Annotated in this window: 15 protein-coding genes, 1 pseudogene and 1 riboswitch; of the genes and pseudogenes, 11 read left to right on the forward strand and 5 right to left on the reverse strand. The window is 73.8% G+C overall.

The features are described 5' to 3' along the window. Positions 1–128: 128 nt before the first annotated feature. Positions 129–258: riboswitch (cobalamin riboswitch) on the reverse strand. A 309-nt stretch (positions 259–567) separates the two neighbouring features. Together ACFYM6_RS19440 and ACFYM6_RS19445 are read left to right on the forward strand one after the other, a co-directional pair. After that, positions 568–1,290 (forward strand): MBL fold metallo-hydrolase, encoded by a 723-nt coding sequence (locus ACFYM6_RS19440; protein WP_387277255.1) that lies wholly within the window; start codon positions 568–570, stop codon positions 1,288–1,290. A gap of 55 nt (positions 1,291–1,345) precedes the next feature. Next, positions 1,346–2,944: a glycosyltransferase 87 family protein gene (locus ACFYM6_RS19445; protein WP_387277257.1), complete on the forward strand. Its 1,599-nt coding sequence runs from the start codon at positions 1,346–1,348 to the stop codon at positions 2,942–2,944. 38 nt (positions 2,945–2,982) lie between these two features. Here the strand turns inward: ACFYM6_RS19445 and ACFYM6_RS19450 are convergent, their stop codons facing one another. Continuing rightward, positions 2,983–3,315: a hypothetical protein gene (locus tag ACFYM6_RS19450; RefSeq protein WP_387277259.1), complete on the reverse strand. Its 333-nt coding sequence runs from the start codon at positions 3,313–3,315 to the stop codon at positions 2,983–2,985. 154 nt (positions 3,316–3,469) lie between these two features. Continuing rightward, positions 3,470–4,708: an MFS transporter gene (locus ACFYM6_RS19455; RefSeq protein WP_387277261.1), complete on the reverse strand. Its 1,239-nt coding sequence runs from the start codon at positions 4,706–4,708 to the stop codon at positions 3,470–3,472. A 219-nt stretch (positions 4,709–4,927) separates the two neighbouring features. On the opposite strand from ACFYM6_RS19455, the pseudogene ACFYM6_RS19460 reads away from it, so the two are divergent. From ACFYM6_RS19460 to ACFYM6_RS19475, 4 genes and pseudogenes are all read left to right on the forward strand, one after another. Further along, positions 4,928–5,525, forward strand: a pseudogene (locus tag ACFYM6_RS19460) (IS607 family transposase). After that, complete coding sequence (locus ACFYM6_RS19465) at positions 5,522–6,937, forward strand: RNA-guided endonuclease TnpB family protein (RefSeq protein WP_387277263.1); 1,416 nt, start codon at positions 5,522–5,524, stop codon at positions 6,935–6,937. The pseudogene ACFYM6_RS19460 and the gene ACFYM6_RS19465 overlap by 4 nt, the downstream one beginning before the upstream one ends. 18 nt (positions 6,938–6,955) lie before the next feature. Next, positions 6,956–7,945 carry a LacI family DNA-binding transcriptional regulator gene (locus tag ACFYM6_RS19470; protein ID WP_387277265.1) on the forward strand — a complete coding sequence of 330 codons (990 nt, stop codon included), beginning with the start codon at positions 6,956–6,958 and terminating at the stop codon, positions 7,943–7,945. Positions 7,946–8,100: 155 nt separating this feature from the next. After that, the gene (locus ACFYM6_RS19475; RefSeq protein WP_387277267.1) at positions 8,101–8,796 is read left to right on the forward strand and encodes an alpha/beta hydrolase; all 696 of its coding nucleotides are present in this window, start codon (positions 8,101–8,103) and stop codon (positions 8,794–8,796) included. A 55-nt stretch (positions 8,797–8,851) separates the two neighbouring features. Here ACFYM6_RS19475 and ACFYM6_RS19480 read toward each other — a convergent pair whose 3' ends face one another. The 3 genes from ACFYM6_RS19480 to ACFYM6_RS19490 form a co-directional block, all read right to left on the reverse strand. Then, complete coding sequence (locus ACFYM6_RS19480) at positions 8,852–9,946, reverse strand: aromatic acid exporter family protein (protein ID WP_387277269.1); 1,095 nt, start codon at positions 9,944–9,946, stop codon at positions 8,852–8,854. A 319-nt stretch (positions 9,947–10,265) separates the two neighbouring features. Continuing rightward, positions 10,266–10,682, reverse strand: a complete 417-nt coding sequence (locus ACFYM6_RS19485) for an NUDIX domain-containing protein (RefSeq protein WP_387277271.1) — start codon at positions 10,680–10,682, stop codon at positions 10,266–10,268. A gap of 155 nt (positions 10,683–10,837) precedes the next feature. Next, positions 10,838–11,785: an aminoglycoside phosphotransferase family protein gene (locus ACFYM6_RS19490; RefSeq protein ID WP_387277273.1), complete on the reverse strand. Its 948-nt coding sequence runs from the start codon at positions 11,783–11,785 to the stop codon at positions 10,838–10,840. Positions 11,786–12,055: 270 nt separating this feature from the next. On the opposite strand from ACFYM6_RS19490, the gene ACFYM6_RS19495 reads away from it, so the two are divergent. The 5 genes from ACFYM6_RS19495 to ACFYM6_RS19515 all read left to right on the forward strand — a co-directional run bounded on the left by ACFYM6_RS19495 (position 12,056) and on the right by ACFYM6_RS19515 (position 15,811). Further along, positions 12,056–12,826, forward strand: coding sequence for an LppM family (lipo)protein (locus tag ACFYM6_RS19495; protein WP_387277275.1), 771 nt, complete (start codon positions 12,056–12,058; stop codon positions 12,824–12,826). Positions 12,827–12,929: 103 nt separating this feature from the next. Then, positions 12,930–13,271 carry a hypothetical protein gene (locus ACFYM6_RS19500; RefSeq protein ID WP_387277277.1) on the forward strand — a complete coding sequence of 114 codons (342 nt, stop codon included), beginning with the start codon at positions 12,930–12,932 and terminating at the stop codon, positions 13,269–13,271. After that, entirely contained in the window at positions 13,262–13,894 is a 633-nt protein-coding gene (locus tag ACFYM6_RS19505) for a glycine zipper family protein (RefSeq protein ID WP_387277279.1), read from the forward strand. The genes ACFYM6_RS19500 and ACFYM6_RS19505 overlap by 10 nt, the downstream gene beginning before the upstream one ends. After that, positions 13,891–14,571, forward strand: coding sequence for a carboxypeptidase regulatory-like domain-containing protein (locus ACFYM6_RS19510; protein ID WP_387277281.1), 681 nt, complete (start codon positions 13,891–13,893; stop codon positions 14,569–14,571). Before ACFYM6_RS19505 ends, ACFYM6_RS19510 begins: the two co-directional genes overlap by 4 nt. A gap of 22 nt (positions 14,572–14,593) precedes the next feature. Further along, positions 14,594–15,811 carry a phage tail sheath family protein gene (locus tag ACFYM6_RS19515; protein ID WP_387277283.1) on the forward strand — a complete coding sequence of 406 codons (1,218 nt, stop codon included), beginning with the start codon at positions 14,594–14,596 and terminating at the stop codon, positions 15,809–15,811.

Genomic DNA, 15,811 nt, shown 5'->3' on the forward strand with positions numbered 1-15,811 from the left:
GCGGCGGGGCGAACGGTCAACGGCGCGTCGGTGCGCGCCGGCCGAATACGACGATCACCGTCGATGGCGGAAAGGCCGTGCATCGGGTCCTCCTCGGGTGTCCACGCCCTGGGGCTCTCCGACGGCCGAAGTATCCTGGCTTCCGGATCGACGCTCTCCCCCGGCCTTCCAACCGCGCACGCACGGCCGTGACTCACGAGGGGGGATCGCTCCCCGGTGACAGTGGCGGGACCGCGCCGGATTCACACCGGCTTCCTTCACTGCCGTCTTGGCCGCGAATGCTGCCACAGCCGCCGGTCCCGGGTCAACGGCGGGTCGGCGGCACCGCCGCGGCCGCGACCAATGGACTCTGGTCGATCGGATGGATCGGCGAACGGTGCCGCTCGCAATGACGCACACCGATCGGTAGGTCGGTTTACCCCGCCGGCCGGTACCCTTACCGGCACCGTTTCCGCCGGACGGCGCGGCACGGTTCGGAAACCACGTCGGTGCTGGCGGGGCGGCCTGGGACGCGTCGAGCCGATAGCATCGCGATCGACTGCGGCGCACTTCCGCCCGGCGAGAGGAATGGCCGCCATCGACACCGTCACGCCCCGACAGTTGGCCGGCCGGGTCTGGTTGTTCCCCGGCGACCCGGACCCGTACGCGGTCCGCCCGACCGTCGCCGTCGTCGCCAACGAGCGCGGAAGTGTGATCGTCGACGCGGGGCAGAGCCCGGCCCATGCCCGCGAGATCCAGGCCGGACTGCGCGCGGCCGGGCTGCCGGATCCCCGCTGGCTGGTCTACACCCACCACCACTGGGACCACGTCTGGGGCGCCTGCGCCTGGCCCGGGGTGGAGATCGTCGGGCACGAGGCCGGCGTCGCGCCGCTGCGCGCCGAGGCGGCCCGGCCGTGGAGCCACCGCTACCTCCGCGAGCAGGTACGCGAGAACCCCCGGCTCGGGCACAGCTTCCGGGCCCGGGCCCTCGCCATGGACTCCTGGGACGGTTTCACGGTTCTCCCGCCGGCCCGCACCTTCACCGACGACCTGACCCTGCCCACCGGGGTCGTGGTCCGGCACGTGGGCGGCCGGCACGCCCCGGACTCGTCGGTGGTGCTGGTGCCGGACTCGGGGGTGCTGCTGCTCGGCGACTGCTGGTACCCGCCGCCGGCCCACCTGCGTACCCCGGAGGACGGGCCCGACCTGGCGATGGCGCGCGGCCTGCTCACCGACGACGTCGAGTGGTACGTCTCCGCCCACGACGAGCCGGTACGGCTGGCAGAGGCGCGGGCCGCGCTGGCCGGCTGACCGACCCCGCCCGAACGGGGCCCCGCGACGCAGCGGCCCGTCCTATCCTCGGTCGATGCGGGACCGCCGGGTGATTCTGCTGTGGACCGGGTTCGCGCTGGCCGCCGCGGTCTCCGTCGCGCTGGTGGCCCGACGCCCCGACCACCTCTCCGACCTGCACATCTACTACGGGGCGCTGACCGACCTGCGGGCCGGGCGGCCGCTGTACGGGTACGTCGCGGAGAACGGGGGCCCGTTCACCTATCCCCCGTTCGCGGCGGTCGTGCTCGCGCCGATCACCGTGGTCCCGGAGCCCGCGCTGGGCGTGCTCTGGCTGCTGCTGACGGTCGTGGCCGTGGTCGCCATCGCCGTACCGGTCGGTGGGGTGCTGGCGCCCGAGCGGTCCCGACGGCCGCTGGCCGTGGCCGCGGTCGCCACGGCGCTGATGCTCTCCGCGCCGGTGCAGAGCAACTTGCGCTTCGGCCAGGTGAGCATCTTCATCGTGCTGCTGGCCCTGCTGGACGGCATGGGGGTGGTTCCGCCCCGCTGGCGCGGGGTGCTGGTCGGGTTGGCCGCGGCGATCAAGCTGACCCCGCTGCTCTTCGTGGCGTACTTCCTGGTCAGTGGCCGCTACCGGGACGCCGGTCGGGCGGCGGCTGCGTTCCTGGTGGCGGCGGGGGTCGCCGCGGCGGTGTTGCCGGCGGAGAGCTGGACCTACTGGACCGGGACGGTGCTGCAGACCTCCCGGATCGGCGACCTCGCGTCGCTGGGCAACCAGTCGCTGCACGGGATGCTGCTCCGCGTCGGCGTCGCCCCGGCCACCCTGCCGCTGCTCTGGGCCGCGCTGGTGGGCGTCATCTGCGCGGTGGCGCTGCTGCGGGCCCGGCAGCTCACCGGGCTCGGCCGGCCGGGGCACGCCGCCGTGCTGGTCGGCTGCGCCACCGTGGCCGCCTCCCCGGTGTCCTGGACCCACCACCAGATCTGGCCGGTGCTGGCCGCCATGCTGCTGGTCGGCGCGTCCGGGGTGGCCCGCCGGGTGGCCGGCGCCGCCCTGCTGGTGGCCATGGTGGTATCCCTCGGCGCGGCGCTGGGCCCGGTGTCCGCCCGGCCCGGCGTGCAGTTCCTACTGGAGAACGCCCGGGCGCTCGGCGTCGGCGCGCTCTGCCTCGTCGGGTTCGGCGGCGTCGCGGTCACCGCCACCCGGGCACACCGCCGGGCCACCGCCGGCCGGGCCTGGCTGCGGGTGGGCGTGGCCGCCGCCGCGGCGCTGGCGTTCTTCGCCGTCCAGCCGCTCCCGGCCGGCGCGGACCCCACGTTCAAGGCGTACGCCCTCGACGACGTGGCGAACCCCCGATACTTCTTCGTCTGCCGTGGGGCCGCCGAGTGCGCCGCGTACGGCGGGGACGCGGCGGTCTCCTTCGGCACGGCCGTCGAGCCGACGAAGGTCCGGGTCAACGGGGTGGTCTCCGGGCAGGTGGCCCGGTTGGCCTACTACTCGGCGCCGGGCGGGGCACCCCGGGCCATCCCATTGCTCGACGCCTACCCAGGGTCCCGGATCTTCTCGTTCCGCGCCGCGACCATGACGCACGGCCGGCTGGTCGCGTACGCGGCCGACGGACGCCCGATCGCCACCTACGACGACGAGCTGGCGGCGGCGTTCCGCGCGCACCGCTGACCCCGGCTCGCGCACCGCTGACCCCGGCCGGCGGCCGGTCAGCGGGCCCGGCGCTCCGGGTGGGCCCGGTTCCAGGCCCGCATCCGCTCGGGGTAGCCGGTGCGGGCCGCCTCGTACAGCGGGATCGCGTGCCGCTGGGCGATCTTCCCGGCGGCCCGGGGCGAGCCGGTGCGGCGGCGGATCCACTCGCCGTCGTGGGCGATGGCGACCACGGTGGTGTCGGTGGCGGTGGTCTCCGGTTCCAGGTAGAACTCCACCCCGCTGCGGCTGGTCACGAAGGCCTCCAGCGCGGCCAGGTCCTCCGCGGTGGCCTCACGGTCGAGCTTGGTCGGGGTCGTCCGGTCGGCGCCCCGTCGGCTGAACCAGCCCATGCCCGCCTCCTCTCCTCGGCGTCGCTCCCAGTGCAGCAACATCACCTGGCAGGTGGCTGGGAGCGCCGTGGGAGTCCGCTGACCGGCCGTGATCATCCGGTTCCTGCCGGGTCCGGCCCGTCCGGGCACCGCGACAGGCCGTGGCCCGGGTCGATCAGCCCTGGCCGGGCGGGGTCGCCGGGGCGGGCGGGCGGAGCACCGGGACCAGCGCGAGGGTGGGCAGCAGCAGGAGTGGCACGACACCGAGGGCGGGCAGGATGCCCAGGTGGTCGCCGAGGAAGCCGAGCAGCGGCGGCCCACCCAGGAAGGCGGTGTAGCCGATCACGGCGACCACGCTGACCCGGGCCGGCGCCCGGTCCTCGTCGTCGGCGGCGGCGCTCATCCCGACCGGGAAGCCGAGCGACGCCCCGATCCCCCAGAGCGCCACGCCGACCACGGCGAGCGGGCCGGAGCCGGCCAGCACGGCCAGGGCGGCGCCGACGGCGGCCAGCCCGATGGTGCCGAACAGCACCGCCACCCGCCCCCACCGGTCGATGGCGATCGTGCCGGCGGTCCGGCCGAGCGTCATGCCGACCACGAAGACGCCGAAGACGACCGCGCCGACCGCCTCGCTGACGCCGTACCCGTCGACGAACGCCACCGCCAGCCAGTCGTTGGCGCTGCCCTCGGTGAATGCCATGACCAGCACCAGCAGGCCGATGAGCAGGGTGCGCGGCTCCCGCCAGGTGGCCAGCAGCGCCCGGCGCCGGGCCGCCGGGTCCGCCGTACCCTCCGCCTCCGCGGGGGCCGGCAGGAACGCGCGGGCACCGAGCAGCGCGCCGACCAGGACCACGACCGCGAGCGCGGGCAGGTGCACCCCCACCGGTACGCCCAGCCGGGCCGCCCCGGCGCCGATCCCGGCCCCGGCCACCGAGCCGAGGCTCCACGCGGCATGGAACCGGGGCATGATGGTCCGGCCGAGGCGCTTCTCCACCGCCGCGCCCTCGACGTTCATCGCCACGTCCCAGGTGCCGGAGCCGTAGCCGAAGGCGAAGAGGCCCACGGCGACCCCCATCACCGACCCGGCCAGGCCGGCGGAGAGGCCGGCGACGACCGTGCCGAACGCGACGAGCAGGACCGAGGCCGCCACCGTGCGGGCCGGTCCGAGCCGCTGGGTGACCAGCCCGGCGGTCGGCATCGCCAGCACCGCGCCGGCCGACAAGGCCATCAGCAGCAGGCCGAGCCGCCCGGCGCTGAGCCCCAGCGCCTCGCGTACTGCGGGCACCCGGGAGAACCAGGTGCCCACCGCGAGCCCGTTGAGGGCGAACACGACCGCCACCCCGGTCCGGGCGGCCAGGACCGCCCGGGGCACGACCGGCCGGTCGACGCTCGACGCGTCGATGGTGCTGCTCACGCGATGTCTTCCTCTCCCCTGAGGGCTGCCCGCCGATCATCCCATACCTGGGAGCGCTCTCACGGCAAGCGCTATCACCCTTACCGGTGGCGGACCGGACGCGGCATGATGCCGACAGTGGCCGGCGCGGAGGGCGCGGCCGGGTAGGGAGCAGTACTAGTGGTTGCTTTCCTTTCTAGAGCTGTCAACAATTGACGGGTTGTGGGCGGTGTGTATCGGATGGGGGAACTTGCCAAGCGGGTGGGCCGTTCGATGAGCGGTGCGCCGGTGGGAGGCGGAGGGCCGGATCACGGCGCGTCGTCTGCCGTCGGGGCAGCGGTATTTCGACGATTCGGATGTGCGCCGGGTGCTGCAGCCGGGTTTCGACGCCGGGCGGCGGAAGGTGGTGGTGTACTGCCGGGTGTCGTCGCCGGGCCTGAAGTCGGAGTTGGCGTCGCAGGTGGCGGCGATGCAGCAGTTCTGCCTCGCTCGCGGTCTGGCCGTGGACGAGTGGATCAGCGAGGTCGGCGGCGGGATGAACCTTCGCCGTAAGAAGTTCCTGGCATTGATGGACGCCGTCGACCGGGGTGAGGTCGCCACGCTGGTGGTGGCACACAAGGACAGGCTGGCCCGGTTCGGGTTCGACTTGCTGGAGCATCTGGCAGCGCGCGGCGGCTGCGAGATCGTCGTCGCAAACCAAGAGGCGTTGTCCCCGCAGCACGAGCTGGTCGAGGACCTCCTGGCCGTCGTCAACTCCTTCTCGTGCCGGCTGGACGGTCTGCGCCGTTACGAGAAGGAGTTGAAAACGGTGGACTTGACCAGGGACGGGGGCCGGTGAAGGTCACCCGCATCGCCTGCTCGGCCCGACTGAATCCAGGCAAGTACGCCGCTCTGGTAGAGCAGGCCCGCCGGTTGGGCCGGGTGCGCAGCGAGGTGTGGCAGCGGTACGGCTCGATCAACGGTGTCGGGTCTGGGTTGAGGGACCGGCAGGTGCGGGACCGGTGGCTGGCCGACGGCACACACGCGTTGTTTGGTGTGCTGGCGAATGCGTGGAAGGAAACCGTCCGCGACGCCATGGCCGACATCGCCGCGAACCTGGAGGCGGCGAAGGTCGACGTCCGGCGGGCCATCGGTCGGCGCAGCAAGGATCCGGCCGAACGTCAGCGAAGGTTCAGCGCGTTGAAGGCCGACCAATGGGCTGACGACCCCTTCCTGGCTCGGCAGATGCGCAAGCATTGGAAGCGCGGCCGCAACCGCACGCACAATCAGATCGTGGTGCGCGCCGACAAGTACAACACCGCCGTTGATGGGCGGGGTCGGTTGTGGCTGGCGGTTCCCGGTCTCGAGCCCCGCAAGCTGGTCCGGATCCCGCTGTCGACGACTGTCGCGCCGGCGGGCACGTTGCGGCTGATCCTGCGCCGGGGTCGGGTCGAGGTGCACTACCAGATCGACGCATCCGCGATGCGGTCGTCGCAGCGGCCGTGCGGCGAGGCGAGGATCGGTGTGGACAAGGGCTACACCGAAGCCCTCACCGACTCCGACGGCCAACCCCACGGTGAACAACTCGGCATGATGCTGACCGCCGAGTCGGACCGGTTGAAGGAACGCAACCGGCGTCGGGCGAAGCTACGCTCGATCGCGAACACCGCTGCCCTGCGTGGTGACCACGCGAAAGCGCACCGGATCAAGACCAACAACCTCGGCACCATCAAGCGGGACCGGCAGGCGGCCCGGCACCGGGCGCGGGTGCGTACGGAGATCTTCACCGCCGTGCACGAGGTCGTCGACAAGGCCGCCACCGTGATCGCCGAAGACCTCACCAAACGCTTCACCGGGCGCAAAAAGCTTCCCAAGAACATCAACCGGCGTCTCGCCGCGTGGACAAAAGGAGTCACCGCCGAGGCCCTGAAAAGCGTGTCGGAGCGCAGAGGTTCTGCGCACGTTCCCGTCAACGCCGCCTACACCTCACAAACCTGCCACCAATGCGGCGACTTCGGCCGACGCAGCGGAGACAGGTTTCACTGCACCCGATGCGGGGTGGTGTGGCAGGCCGACATGAACGCCGCGATCAACATCCTGCACCGAGCCGGCGACCCCGACATCGCCCTGCACACCCCACACCACGTGGTGAAGCAGATCCTGCAGGACCGGACCGATCGCCACCGGACCAGACTGCCGGTCCAGGACTCCAGCCCAGCCACCGCTAGGCGGAGAGCGAACCATCCGAACCACTCAACAACGAGCGACTAGTAGGAAGCAGGACGACTCATGGGCACGCCGACGGCCCGTCCCGCCACCCTCGACGACGTCGCCCGGGCGGCCGGGGTGTCGCGGGCCACCGCGTCCCGGGTGCTGGGCGGCTACGGGTTCGCCTCGCCGGCCGCCCGGGACCGGGTCACCGCCGCCGCCGACCGCCTCGGCTACGTGCCGAACACCACGGCCCGCGCGCTGGTCCGGGGTGCCGGGGTACGGCTGGTGGTGGCCGTTGCCGGCACCGACGCCGCGATCCTCGACGACCCGTACGTGGACCGGGTGGTGAGCGCGGCGGCGCGGCTCTGCGCCCCGCACGGGGTCGGGGTGGCGCTGGAGTGGCTGCCGCTGAGCTCTCCGGCCCGCCTGCGCCGGCTCGGCGACGACCGCAGCGTCTGCGGGGTGCTGCTGATCAACACGACCGAGCGGATGCTCGACGCGGTGCCCGTCACGCTCCGCGGCCGGGTCGCCTCGATCGGCATCGGTTCGGCGGCCGTCCCCTCCTTCGACGTGGACAACGCGGCGGGCGCCGACGCGGTGCTGCGCCACCTGCACGCCAGCGGTCGCCGCCGGATCGTCATGGTCACCGGCCCCCGCTGGCTCAGCTGTGCGGAGCGGTCGGTGACCGTGTACCAGGCGATGATGCGGTCGGCCGGGCTGCCGGTGCGTCTGGTGACGGGCGACTTCTCCGCCGCGCGGGGCGGCCGGGCGGCGGTGGAGGCGCTCACCCGCTGGCCGGACACCGACGCGATCTACGCGGCCAGCGACACCACCGCGCTGGGCGCGATCGCCGCGCTGCGCGGGCGCGGGATCCGGGTGCCGCACGACGTGGCGGTGGCCGGCTTCGACGACATCCCGTACGCGGCGGTCAGCAGCCCGGCGTTGACCACCGCCACCCACCCGGTCGCGGGGATCGCCACGGCGGCGGCCACGGCGGTGCTGGAGGCCCGGCGGGTGCCGCCGGTCACCGCGTTCCCGTCGACGCTGGTCGCCCGGGAGAGCGCCTGAGCCGGTGGTGGTCAGCGCCGAGGCGGCCGCCGGACCCGGCGCGGCGGGCCGCTCCGGAACCGGCGGCCGCGCCGACGGGTGCGGGTGGCCCGGCGGTTGAGCCGGCACCAGCCGGGTATGCGCCGCCGGACCGACCGACGACCGAGGGGCGAGCATTGACCGAGCCCGCGCCGCCGCACCGGCAGCCCGAGGAGGGGCACCGCCACGGCCGGCTGACCGCCCGCCCCGCCGTGGTGGCCGCGCCCGGCCCGACCGGGCTGACGTCGGTCCCCGATCCGGAGGGCGGGACGCCGGCGCTGCGGTACGTGCCGGCCGACGGCACCGGGCCGTACCGGGTGGTGGTGCTGCTGCACGGCGCCGGCGGGTCGTCCCGGCAGGGGCTGGACCTGCTGCTCCCGCTGGCCGACGCGCACCGGCTGCTGCTGGTCGCGCCGCAGGCCACCGCGAGCAGTTGGGACCTGATCGCCGAGGGATACGGCCCGGACGTCCGCCGGATCGACGCGCTGCTGGGCGCGGTCCTCGCGGCGTACCCGGTGGCCGGGGTGACCCTGGGCGGCTTCTCCGACGGGGCGTCGTACGCCCTCTCGCTGGGCCTGACCAACGGCGACCTGGTCGACGCGATCGTGGCCTTCTCCCCCGGGTTCGCCGCGCCGCTGGTCACCCACGGCCGGCCGCGGGTGTTCGTCTCGCACGGCACCGACGACCGGGTGCTGCCGGTGGACGTGTGCAGCCGGCGGCTGGTCCCCCGCCTGCACAGCCTCGGCTACCCGGCCGAGTACGCCGAGTTCCCCGGCGGCCACGAGGTGCCGGCGGAGATCCGGCAGCGGGCGGTGGACTGGCTGGTCGGCTGAAACGACCGTCGGGAGACCTCGCGGCCTCGAGGGCCCTACGGTCTCTGGTCCGGGGTCAGTGCGGGGGTCCGGCGACCGCCGTGTCGACCCGGGTGAGCACCGACGCGTCGTCGTCGGCGCCGACCCCGCGCAACAGGTCGATCGCGGTGGCCCGGACCTGGCCGATGATCATGGCGAGGGGCAGCGTCTGGCCCGGGGTGAAGAGCCGCCCGGCCGCCCGGACCGCCTCCAGCGCGGCGACGTCCGCCCGCTCGGCGTGCCGGTCGGCGATCTCGTCCTGCCCGGTCAGGTCGGCGGCGAGCGCGTCCCCGGCCGAGCGGACCGCCTCGGCCAGGGTCCGCACGGCGGCGCCCAGTTCGGGTGGCACCGGCGCCGGGCCCCGGGTGAGGGTCACCGCGGCGCGGGCCAGCACCCGCACGTTGCGGACCGCGTAGTCGATCTGCCGGATCGAGCTCTGCACCGAGCGCAGCCGCCCGAGGTGCTGCCGGCGGCGTACGTGGAGCCAGAGCGCCTCGCCGGCGGCCTGCACCGCCCCGCGCAGCCGTTCCACCCCGGCGTCGGCGTGCCGGGCCCGCTCCAGCGCGGCCAGCGCCGCCTCGTCGTCGGTCCGGTCGAGCGCTGTCGCGATCTCGTCGAGCACCCCGGCCAGCTCCTCGAACGTGTGCCGGAACTCGGCGACCAGCGGGGCGAGCGGGCGGCGGGCGTCGATGAGCAGGCTCGCCACGATGGCCACCCCACCCCCGATCAATGCGTCGACGAACCGGAACGGGACCAGCGTCTCGGTGGGCGGCGCCACGACCACCAGGTAGAGGGCGGACACGGCGGCCTGCACCACGGTGACCGAACTGGCGCCGACGGCCACCGCGAGGGCCACGGTGAGCAGGATGACGGTGAAGACGGTCCAGCTGGTGTGCGGGCCGAGCGCCTGCACGACCAGGTCGGCGACGAGCACCCCGGCGGCCACCCCGAGCACCACCTCGACGGCCCGGCGCAGCCGTTGGCCACGGGCCTGGCCGAGCACGATCAGGGCGGCGGCCGGTGCGAAGAACGGCTGCGGGTGGCCGACCAACCCGGTGGCGAGGACCCAGGCGACGGTGGCGGCGAGGGTCGCCTCGACCACCGGCAGCCAGCCCCGGCGCAGCCGCCCCACGGCCGCCCGGACGGCCGCTCCGGGTCGCGGCGTGGTGTCAGACCCACGGAGCCCGAGCGGCCGGAGCCTGCCCCACCGCGCCATCGTCGCCTCCCGTCGCCAACCAGACCCAGCCATGATCCGCCGTTGCCCGTCGGACCGCAGCGGCCGGGCTCACGCTCCGGGTGGCGGTCGCCTCCACCACGGACGCGGCGGTGGCTTCTTCACCCAGGTGGCGGTGGCCTCCTTCATGGAAATAGTGGCTATTCGGCGCGGAATAGCCACTATTTCCGTGAATCTGCGCCCACCGGCACGGGCGGCGGACGCCGGCGGGCGGCGATCAGGTGGCGAAGTCGGCGTACTGCGGGGAGGCGAGGAAGCGGGCAAGGACGTTCGCGGTGCCCGGGGTGTACGGGCGGCCGTCCAGGACCTCCGCCGGGGCGGTGAAGACGAGCGCGGCGCCCTCGCCGAGCACCACGTCCTCCTGCTGGGCTGTGGTCGTGCCCCAGAAGTAGTGCATGACCCGGCCGATTTCCGGAATCTCCTGCTCGGTGAAGTGCCGCAGCGGGCCCTCCGGGCGCAGCCCGGACTCCTCCCGCAACTCCCGCAGCGCCGTCTCCTCGATCGTCTCCCCCGGCTCCCAGTGCCCGCCCGGCAGGCACCACACGTTCGGGTGGTACGTCGCATGCTCGTCGCGGAGCTGGAGCAGCAGCCGACCGGCGGGGTCGACCAGCACGATGCAGGCGATCGGGTGCATCCGATCAACCTAGTCCGACCCTGCCCGGGCCGCTGCCCCCGGCTACCTGGCGACCAGCAGCACCACCGGCCCGCGCAACAGGTAGTTGGCACCCCGATGTATCGCGACGGCCGGACGGGGCGCCCACCCGCGCTGCGAAAAAGTGATCCCGGCCCTCACCCGACCGGGCGGCCGTGGCCTGCCGGGGACTCGGCGTACTCGGTGAGGACGGCATTCAGCATGTGCCGGGCCTCGGCGGCGCGGACCGGATCGGGGTTGTCGAGGGTGATGAGGGCCTTCCAGAGCACCCACCCGCGCCCCCGGGCCCAGGTCGCCTCGTCCACGCCCAACTCCGCGCGGAACGCCGCCCGGCTCGGGCCGGACAGCAGCGTCCAGGCGACGGCCAGGTCGCAGGCGGGATCGCCCATCCCGCAGCAGCCGAAGTCGATGACCGCGGCGAGCCGGCTGTCGCGGACCAGCAGATTGCCCCAGGCGACGTCGCCGTGGAACCAGACTGGCGGCCCGGTCCAGGTGGACCGCAGCGCGGTGGCCCAGATCCGGTTGACGGTGTCGGTCGGAATCCGGTCGCCGAGCAGCTCGACCGCCCGCCGGGTCTCACCGTCGTAGGTGGCCAGCGGGGCGCCCCGGAACGCGCTGTGCGCGCCGGCCGGCGGGCCATCCACCGGCTCGGTGCGGTGCAGGGCGGCGAGGAAGCCCGCGAGGTCGGTGGCGAACCGGACCGGGTCGCCGATCCGCTCGGCGGCGGCGGTCTCGCCCTCGATCCAGCGGCACACCGACCACGGGAACGGGTAGCCCTCGCCGGGCTTCCCCTCGGCCAGCGGGGTGGGCACCGCCAGCGGCAACCGGCGCGCGAGGACCGGCAGCCACCGCTGCTCCTTCCGCACCTGCGGCACGTACCCCTCGGCGCTGGGCAGACGCACCGTCATCGCATCGCCCAGGTGGAAGGTCCGGTTGTCCCAGCCACCGACCGCGACCGGCCGCACCGGGAGGTCGGCCCAGCGCGGAAACTGGCCGGCGATCAGCCGGCGGACCAGCGCCACGTCGATCGGGGGGACGGCGGGTCGCATCGCCGTCGGGTCCGTGGTCTCGTCCTGCCGCGCCATCCCGGCCATGATCACGGCCACCACCGGACGCGGCAACCGATTTCCGCCAGAAGGCGCCGTCCGCCGGCCTCCCGTCCCCGGCGCTCGGCCGGACCATCCGGTCGGGAAAAGGATCACCGCGAAAGCAGTGGAATGGTCAAACCTCCAGAATATCGATCGCCCGACTTTTGCGGGTCGGCCGAATGGGAGCAGCGACCGGTAAGATCGGCGACAGGCTTGTGACTGATCGCTGACTGCTGGATGTGATAGCGATCACACAGACTGGTGTCCATGAATAGGAGACTCCACCGCAGCCGGGCATTCCGCCTCGCGGTGTGTCTCGCCCTCGTGGCGGCGTTGAGCGGCTGCATGCAGCTCAACCTCGGGCTGACCGTGAACGCGGACGACACGGTCACCGGCCAACTCCTGGTGACCGCCGACAAATCCCTGCTCAGGGACCGGAACCCGGATGTCGAGGCGGCCTTCACCGACATGCGCCGGCAGCTCCCCACACTTCCCGCCGGCGACGAGAGCCGCTACGAGGACGCCCGGTTCTACGGCGTGCAGGTCGTGTACCGGAAAAAGCCGCTGTCGCAATTCACCAGCGACAGCGTGAAACTGGTCCGCACCGGCGACCGCTACCGCTTCTCGTTTCCGCTGGACCCGGAGAAATACGCCGGGAAGATCCCCGAACGGGATCCGCGGAATCGGCAGCTGTTCGTGCGGTTGATGTCGTTCGAGATATCGGTGACCTTCCCGGGCCGGGTGCTCACCTCCAACGGCACCGTCACCGGCCGGTCGGTGACCTGGAAGGTGGACGCCAACCAGCCCAAACCCGCGGAGCTGGTCGCCGAGGCGGAGGCGCCCGCGAGGCCGTCGGCCACCGGCGTCGCCGAGCCGGTCTCCGGCGGCGGCTTCCCCTGGCTCCTGCTCGTCGGCGGGGTGGTCGTCCTGCTGCTGGTCGCCGGGGTCGTCGTACTCCTGCTCCGCCGCACACGCGGCCCGGCCGCCGCCCCCACCCCCGCGCCGGCGCCCCCGGCCGACCATCCGGGGCCGGTCTGATCCGGCCCGACACCGCCACCCGGGCGGCCCCGGCCCGGACGGACCTGGCCGCCGCACCACCCACCCCGACCCGCACCACCGCACCATCCGAAGGGAGATCGCCGTGAACGATCTCTTCACCTTTGCCGCCCTGGGCACCCTGACCGGCGCCAGCGCCGTCACCCTGCTGGCCGCCAACGTCATCGGCGGTCTGATCGGCCCGAACGGCGACAAGGCACGCAAGTGGATCGCGCTGGGCATCGCCCTCGCGCTGTCGTACGTCGCCGCGGCGTTCGCCGACGCCGGCCCGGAGAAGTGGATCGTCGCGTTCTTCAACGGGCTGGTCATCTTTTCCGCCGCGCTCGGCGTCAACCAGCTGCCGCCCGGCAACCGGCAGGCGACGAGCGCGTCGCCGACCCAGCTCGCGCAGGGACGCGAGCCCCGCTACATCCGCTCGTGGGTCTGAAGGAGGTGGCCTCGATGGTCTTCGGCATCGTCAGCGCCGCCGTCCACATCGTCCTCGGCGCCCTGCTCGGCCAGTGGGCCGGCGGCACCCTCGGCCTGGTGATCGGCGCGGTGGTGGGGCTGCTCGTCGGCGCGCCCTTCGGCTGGGCGGTCGCCGCCGCCGGCAGCTACGGGGCGGACCCGAAGGGGATCTTCCTCTTCGTGGTCGACCACACCTGGAGCCTGCTCAACACCGTGGTCGGGGCGGTCTACCTGGCCCTGCACCTGGTCTTCGGGCACCAGCTCGACCGGGTGGTCTCCGCCGCCAGCGGCCGGGTCAACGTGGTCGAGGGGGTCTCGCCCCGCTACGCCACCACCATCGGCACCGTCTGCGCCGGGTCCAGCCCGGGCATCCAGCGGCACGAGGACGTGCACATCCTGCAGGCCCGGCTGCTCGGCCCGCTCTACCTACCGCTGGTGGTGCTCAACTACGCGCTGTTCACCATCGCCCCGGTGTGGCTGCTCTGGCACGACCACACCAACGCGCCGATCAACCGGTTCACCCGGTACTTCGAGATCGGCGTCTACCCGCACGTGTGGAACGAGGCCATCGCGTACCGGATCCAGGGGACCCCGCCGCGATGACCGGCGCGATCGAGGCGGCCGTCGCGGACCTCGCGGCCTGGCTGACCGGGGCGGCGGGCGACCCCGTCCCGGTCGGCCCGCCCCGCGACGACCCGGCGGACGGGCTGACCGTCTGGCCGCTGGAGCTGCGGCCGACGCGGCAGACCGTGGGCAGCGGCGGGGTCCGCGAGCCGTACCGGTTCGTCGTCCGGCTGCTGGTCAGCGGCGCCGGGCCGGCCGCGCTCCCCGCGCTGGACCGGGTGCTCGCCGCCGCCGCGGCGGCCGGCACGCCGGAGGTGGTGCTGACCGCCGGCGACCCCGCCCTGTGGCGGGCCTTCGGCGTGGCGCCCCGGCCGGCGCTGCTGGTCGACGTGCCCGCGCAGATCGTCCGGCCGCGGCCGCCCGCACCGCCCGTGCGGCATCCGCTGCGGCTGCGCCAGCTGGACATGCTCACCCTCGACGGCCGGGTGGTCGGGCCGGAGCGGCAGCCGCTGGCCGCCATGCGGGTCGAGGTGGTCGGCACCCCGTACGCCACGCAGACCGACCACGCCGGCCGGTTCCGGCTGGTCGGTGTCCCGCACGACCCCGACGCCCCCGACCGGCCGGTCCGGGTCCGCCTGATCGGCCGGGGCCGCACCCTCACCGCCGACCTCGACCCCGGCGACCCCGACCTCGTCATCGTCTGCGCCCCCGACTGAGCCGTCTCCTCAAGGAGGACCGATGCCCACCTACTTCTCCCCCGGCATCTACGTCGAGGAGGTCCCCAGCGGTGCCCGCCCGATCGGCCCGGTCGGCACCAGCACCGCCGCCTTCGTCGGGGTCGCGCCGAACCGCACCGCCCACGTCGACCAGGCGCTCGCGGTGAACAGCTGGTCGGAGTTCCTCCGGCTGTACGCCGACGGCGAGGACCTGGCGAGCACGGACCTCGCCCGGGCGGTGTTCGGCTTCCTCGACAACGGCGGCACCCGCTGCTGGGTGGTCAACGTCGGCGAGGGCGGCCAGCTCACCGGCACCGGCGGGCGGCGCAGCGGCCTGCAACTGCTGGAGGCCGTCGACGAGATCTCCATCCTCGCCGCCCCCGGCTACCACGACCCGGTGTCCCACGAGGCGCTGATCAGCATGGCGGAGCGGCTGCGCACCATGGTGGCGATCTGCGATCCGCCGCCGGACGTGGACGACGTGTCCGCGCTGACCCGGGTCGCCACGCCGGGCAAGCCGCCCGGCAAGCCCACCGACGGTCCGCCGAAACCCGCCGACGGCGACGGCCCGGGCGCGTACCGGCCCCGGCAGTCGGACTTCGCCACCTTCTACTTCCCGTGGATCCGGGTACGCGACCCGCTCAGCGGCGAGCTCGTGCTCACCCCGCCCAGCGGGCACGTGGCCGGCATCTGGGCCCGCACCGACGCGCTGCGTGGCGTGCACAAGGCCCCGGCCAACGAGCCGGTACGCGGCGCCGTCGACCTGGCCTGCCTGGTCACCCGCCCCGAGCACGACGTGCTCAACCCCAAGGGCGTCAACGTGATCCGCTACTTCGCCGGCGAGGGCATCCGGCTCTGGGGCGCCCGTACGCTCGCCGCCGAGGCCAGCGAGTGGCGCTACCTCAACGTCCGCCGGCTCTCCATCGCCATCGAGCAGGCCATCGCCAACGGCACCCGGTGGATGGTCTTCGAGCCGAACGACTACACGCTCTGGCGCTCGATCCGGCGGGACATCGGCGCGTTCCTCACCCGGGTCTGGCGCGACGGCGCGCTGCTCGGGCGTACGCCGGAGGAGGCGTTCTTCGTCAAGTGCGACGAGGAGACCAACCCGGCCGACGTCCGCGACGCCGGCATGGTCGTCGCGCACATCGGCATCGCGGTGGTCAAGCCCGCGGAGTTCGTGGTGTTCAAGCTGAGCCAGTGGGCCGGCGGCACCGAGACCGAGACGATCGGAGGCTGA

The organism is Micromonospora sp. NPDC006431 (genome assembly GCF_042870725.1).
Taxonomy (GTDB): domain Bacteria; phylum Actinomycetota; class Actinomycetes; order Mycobacteriales; family Micromonosporaceae; genus Micromonospora.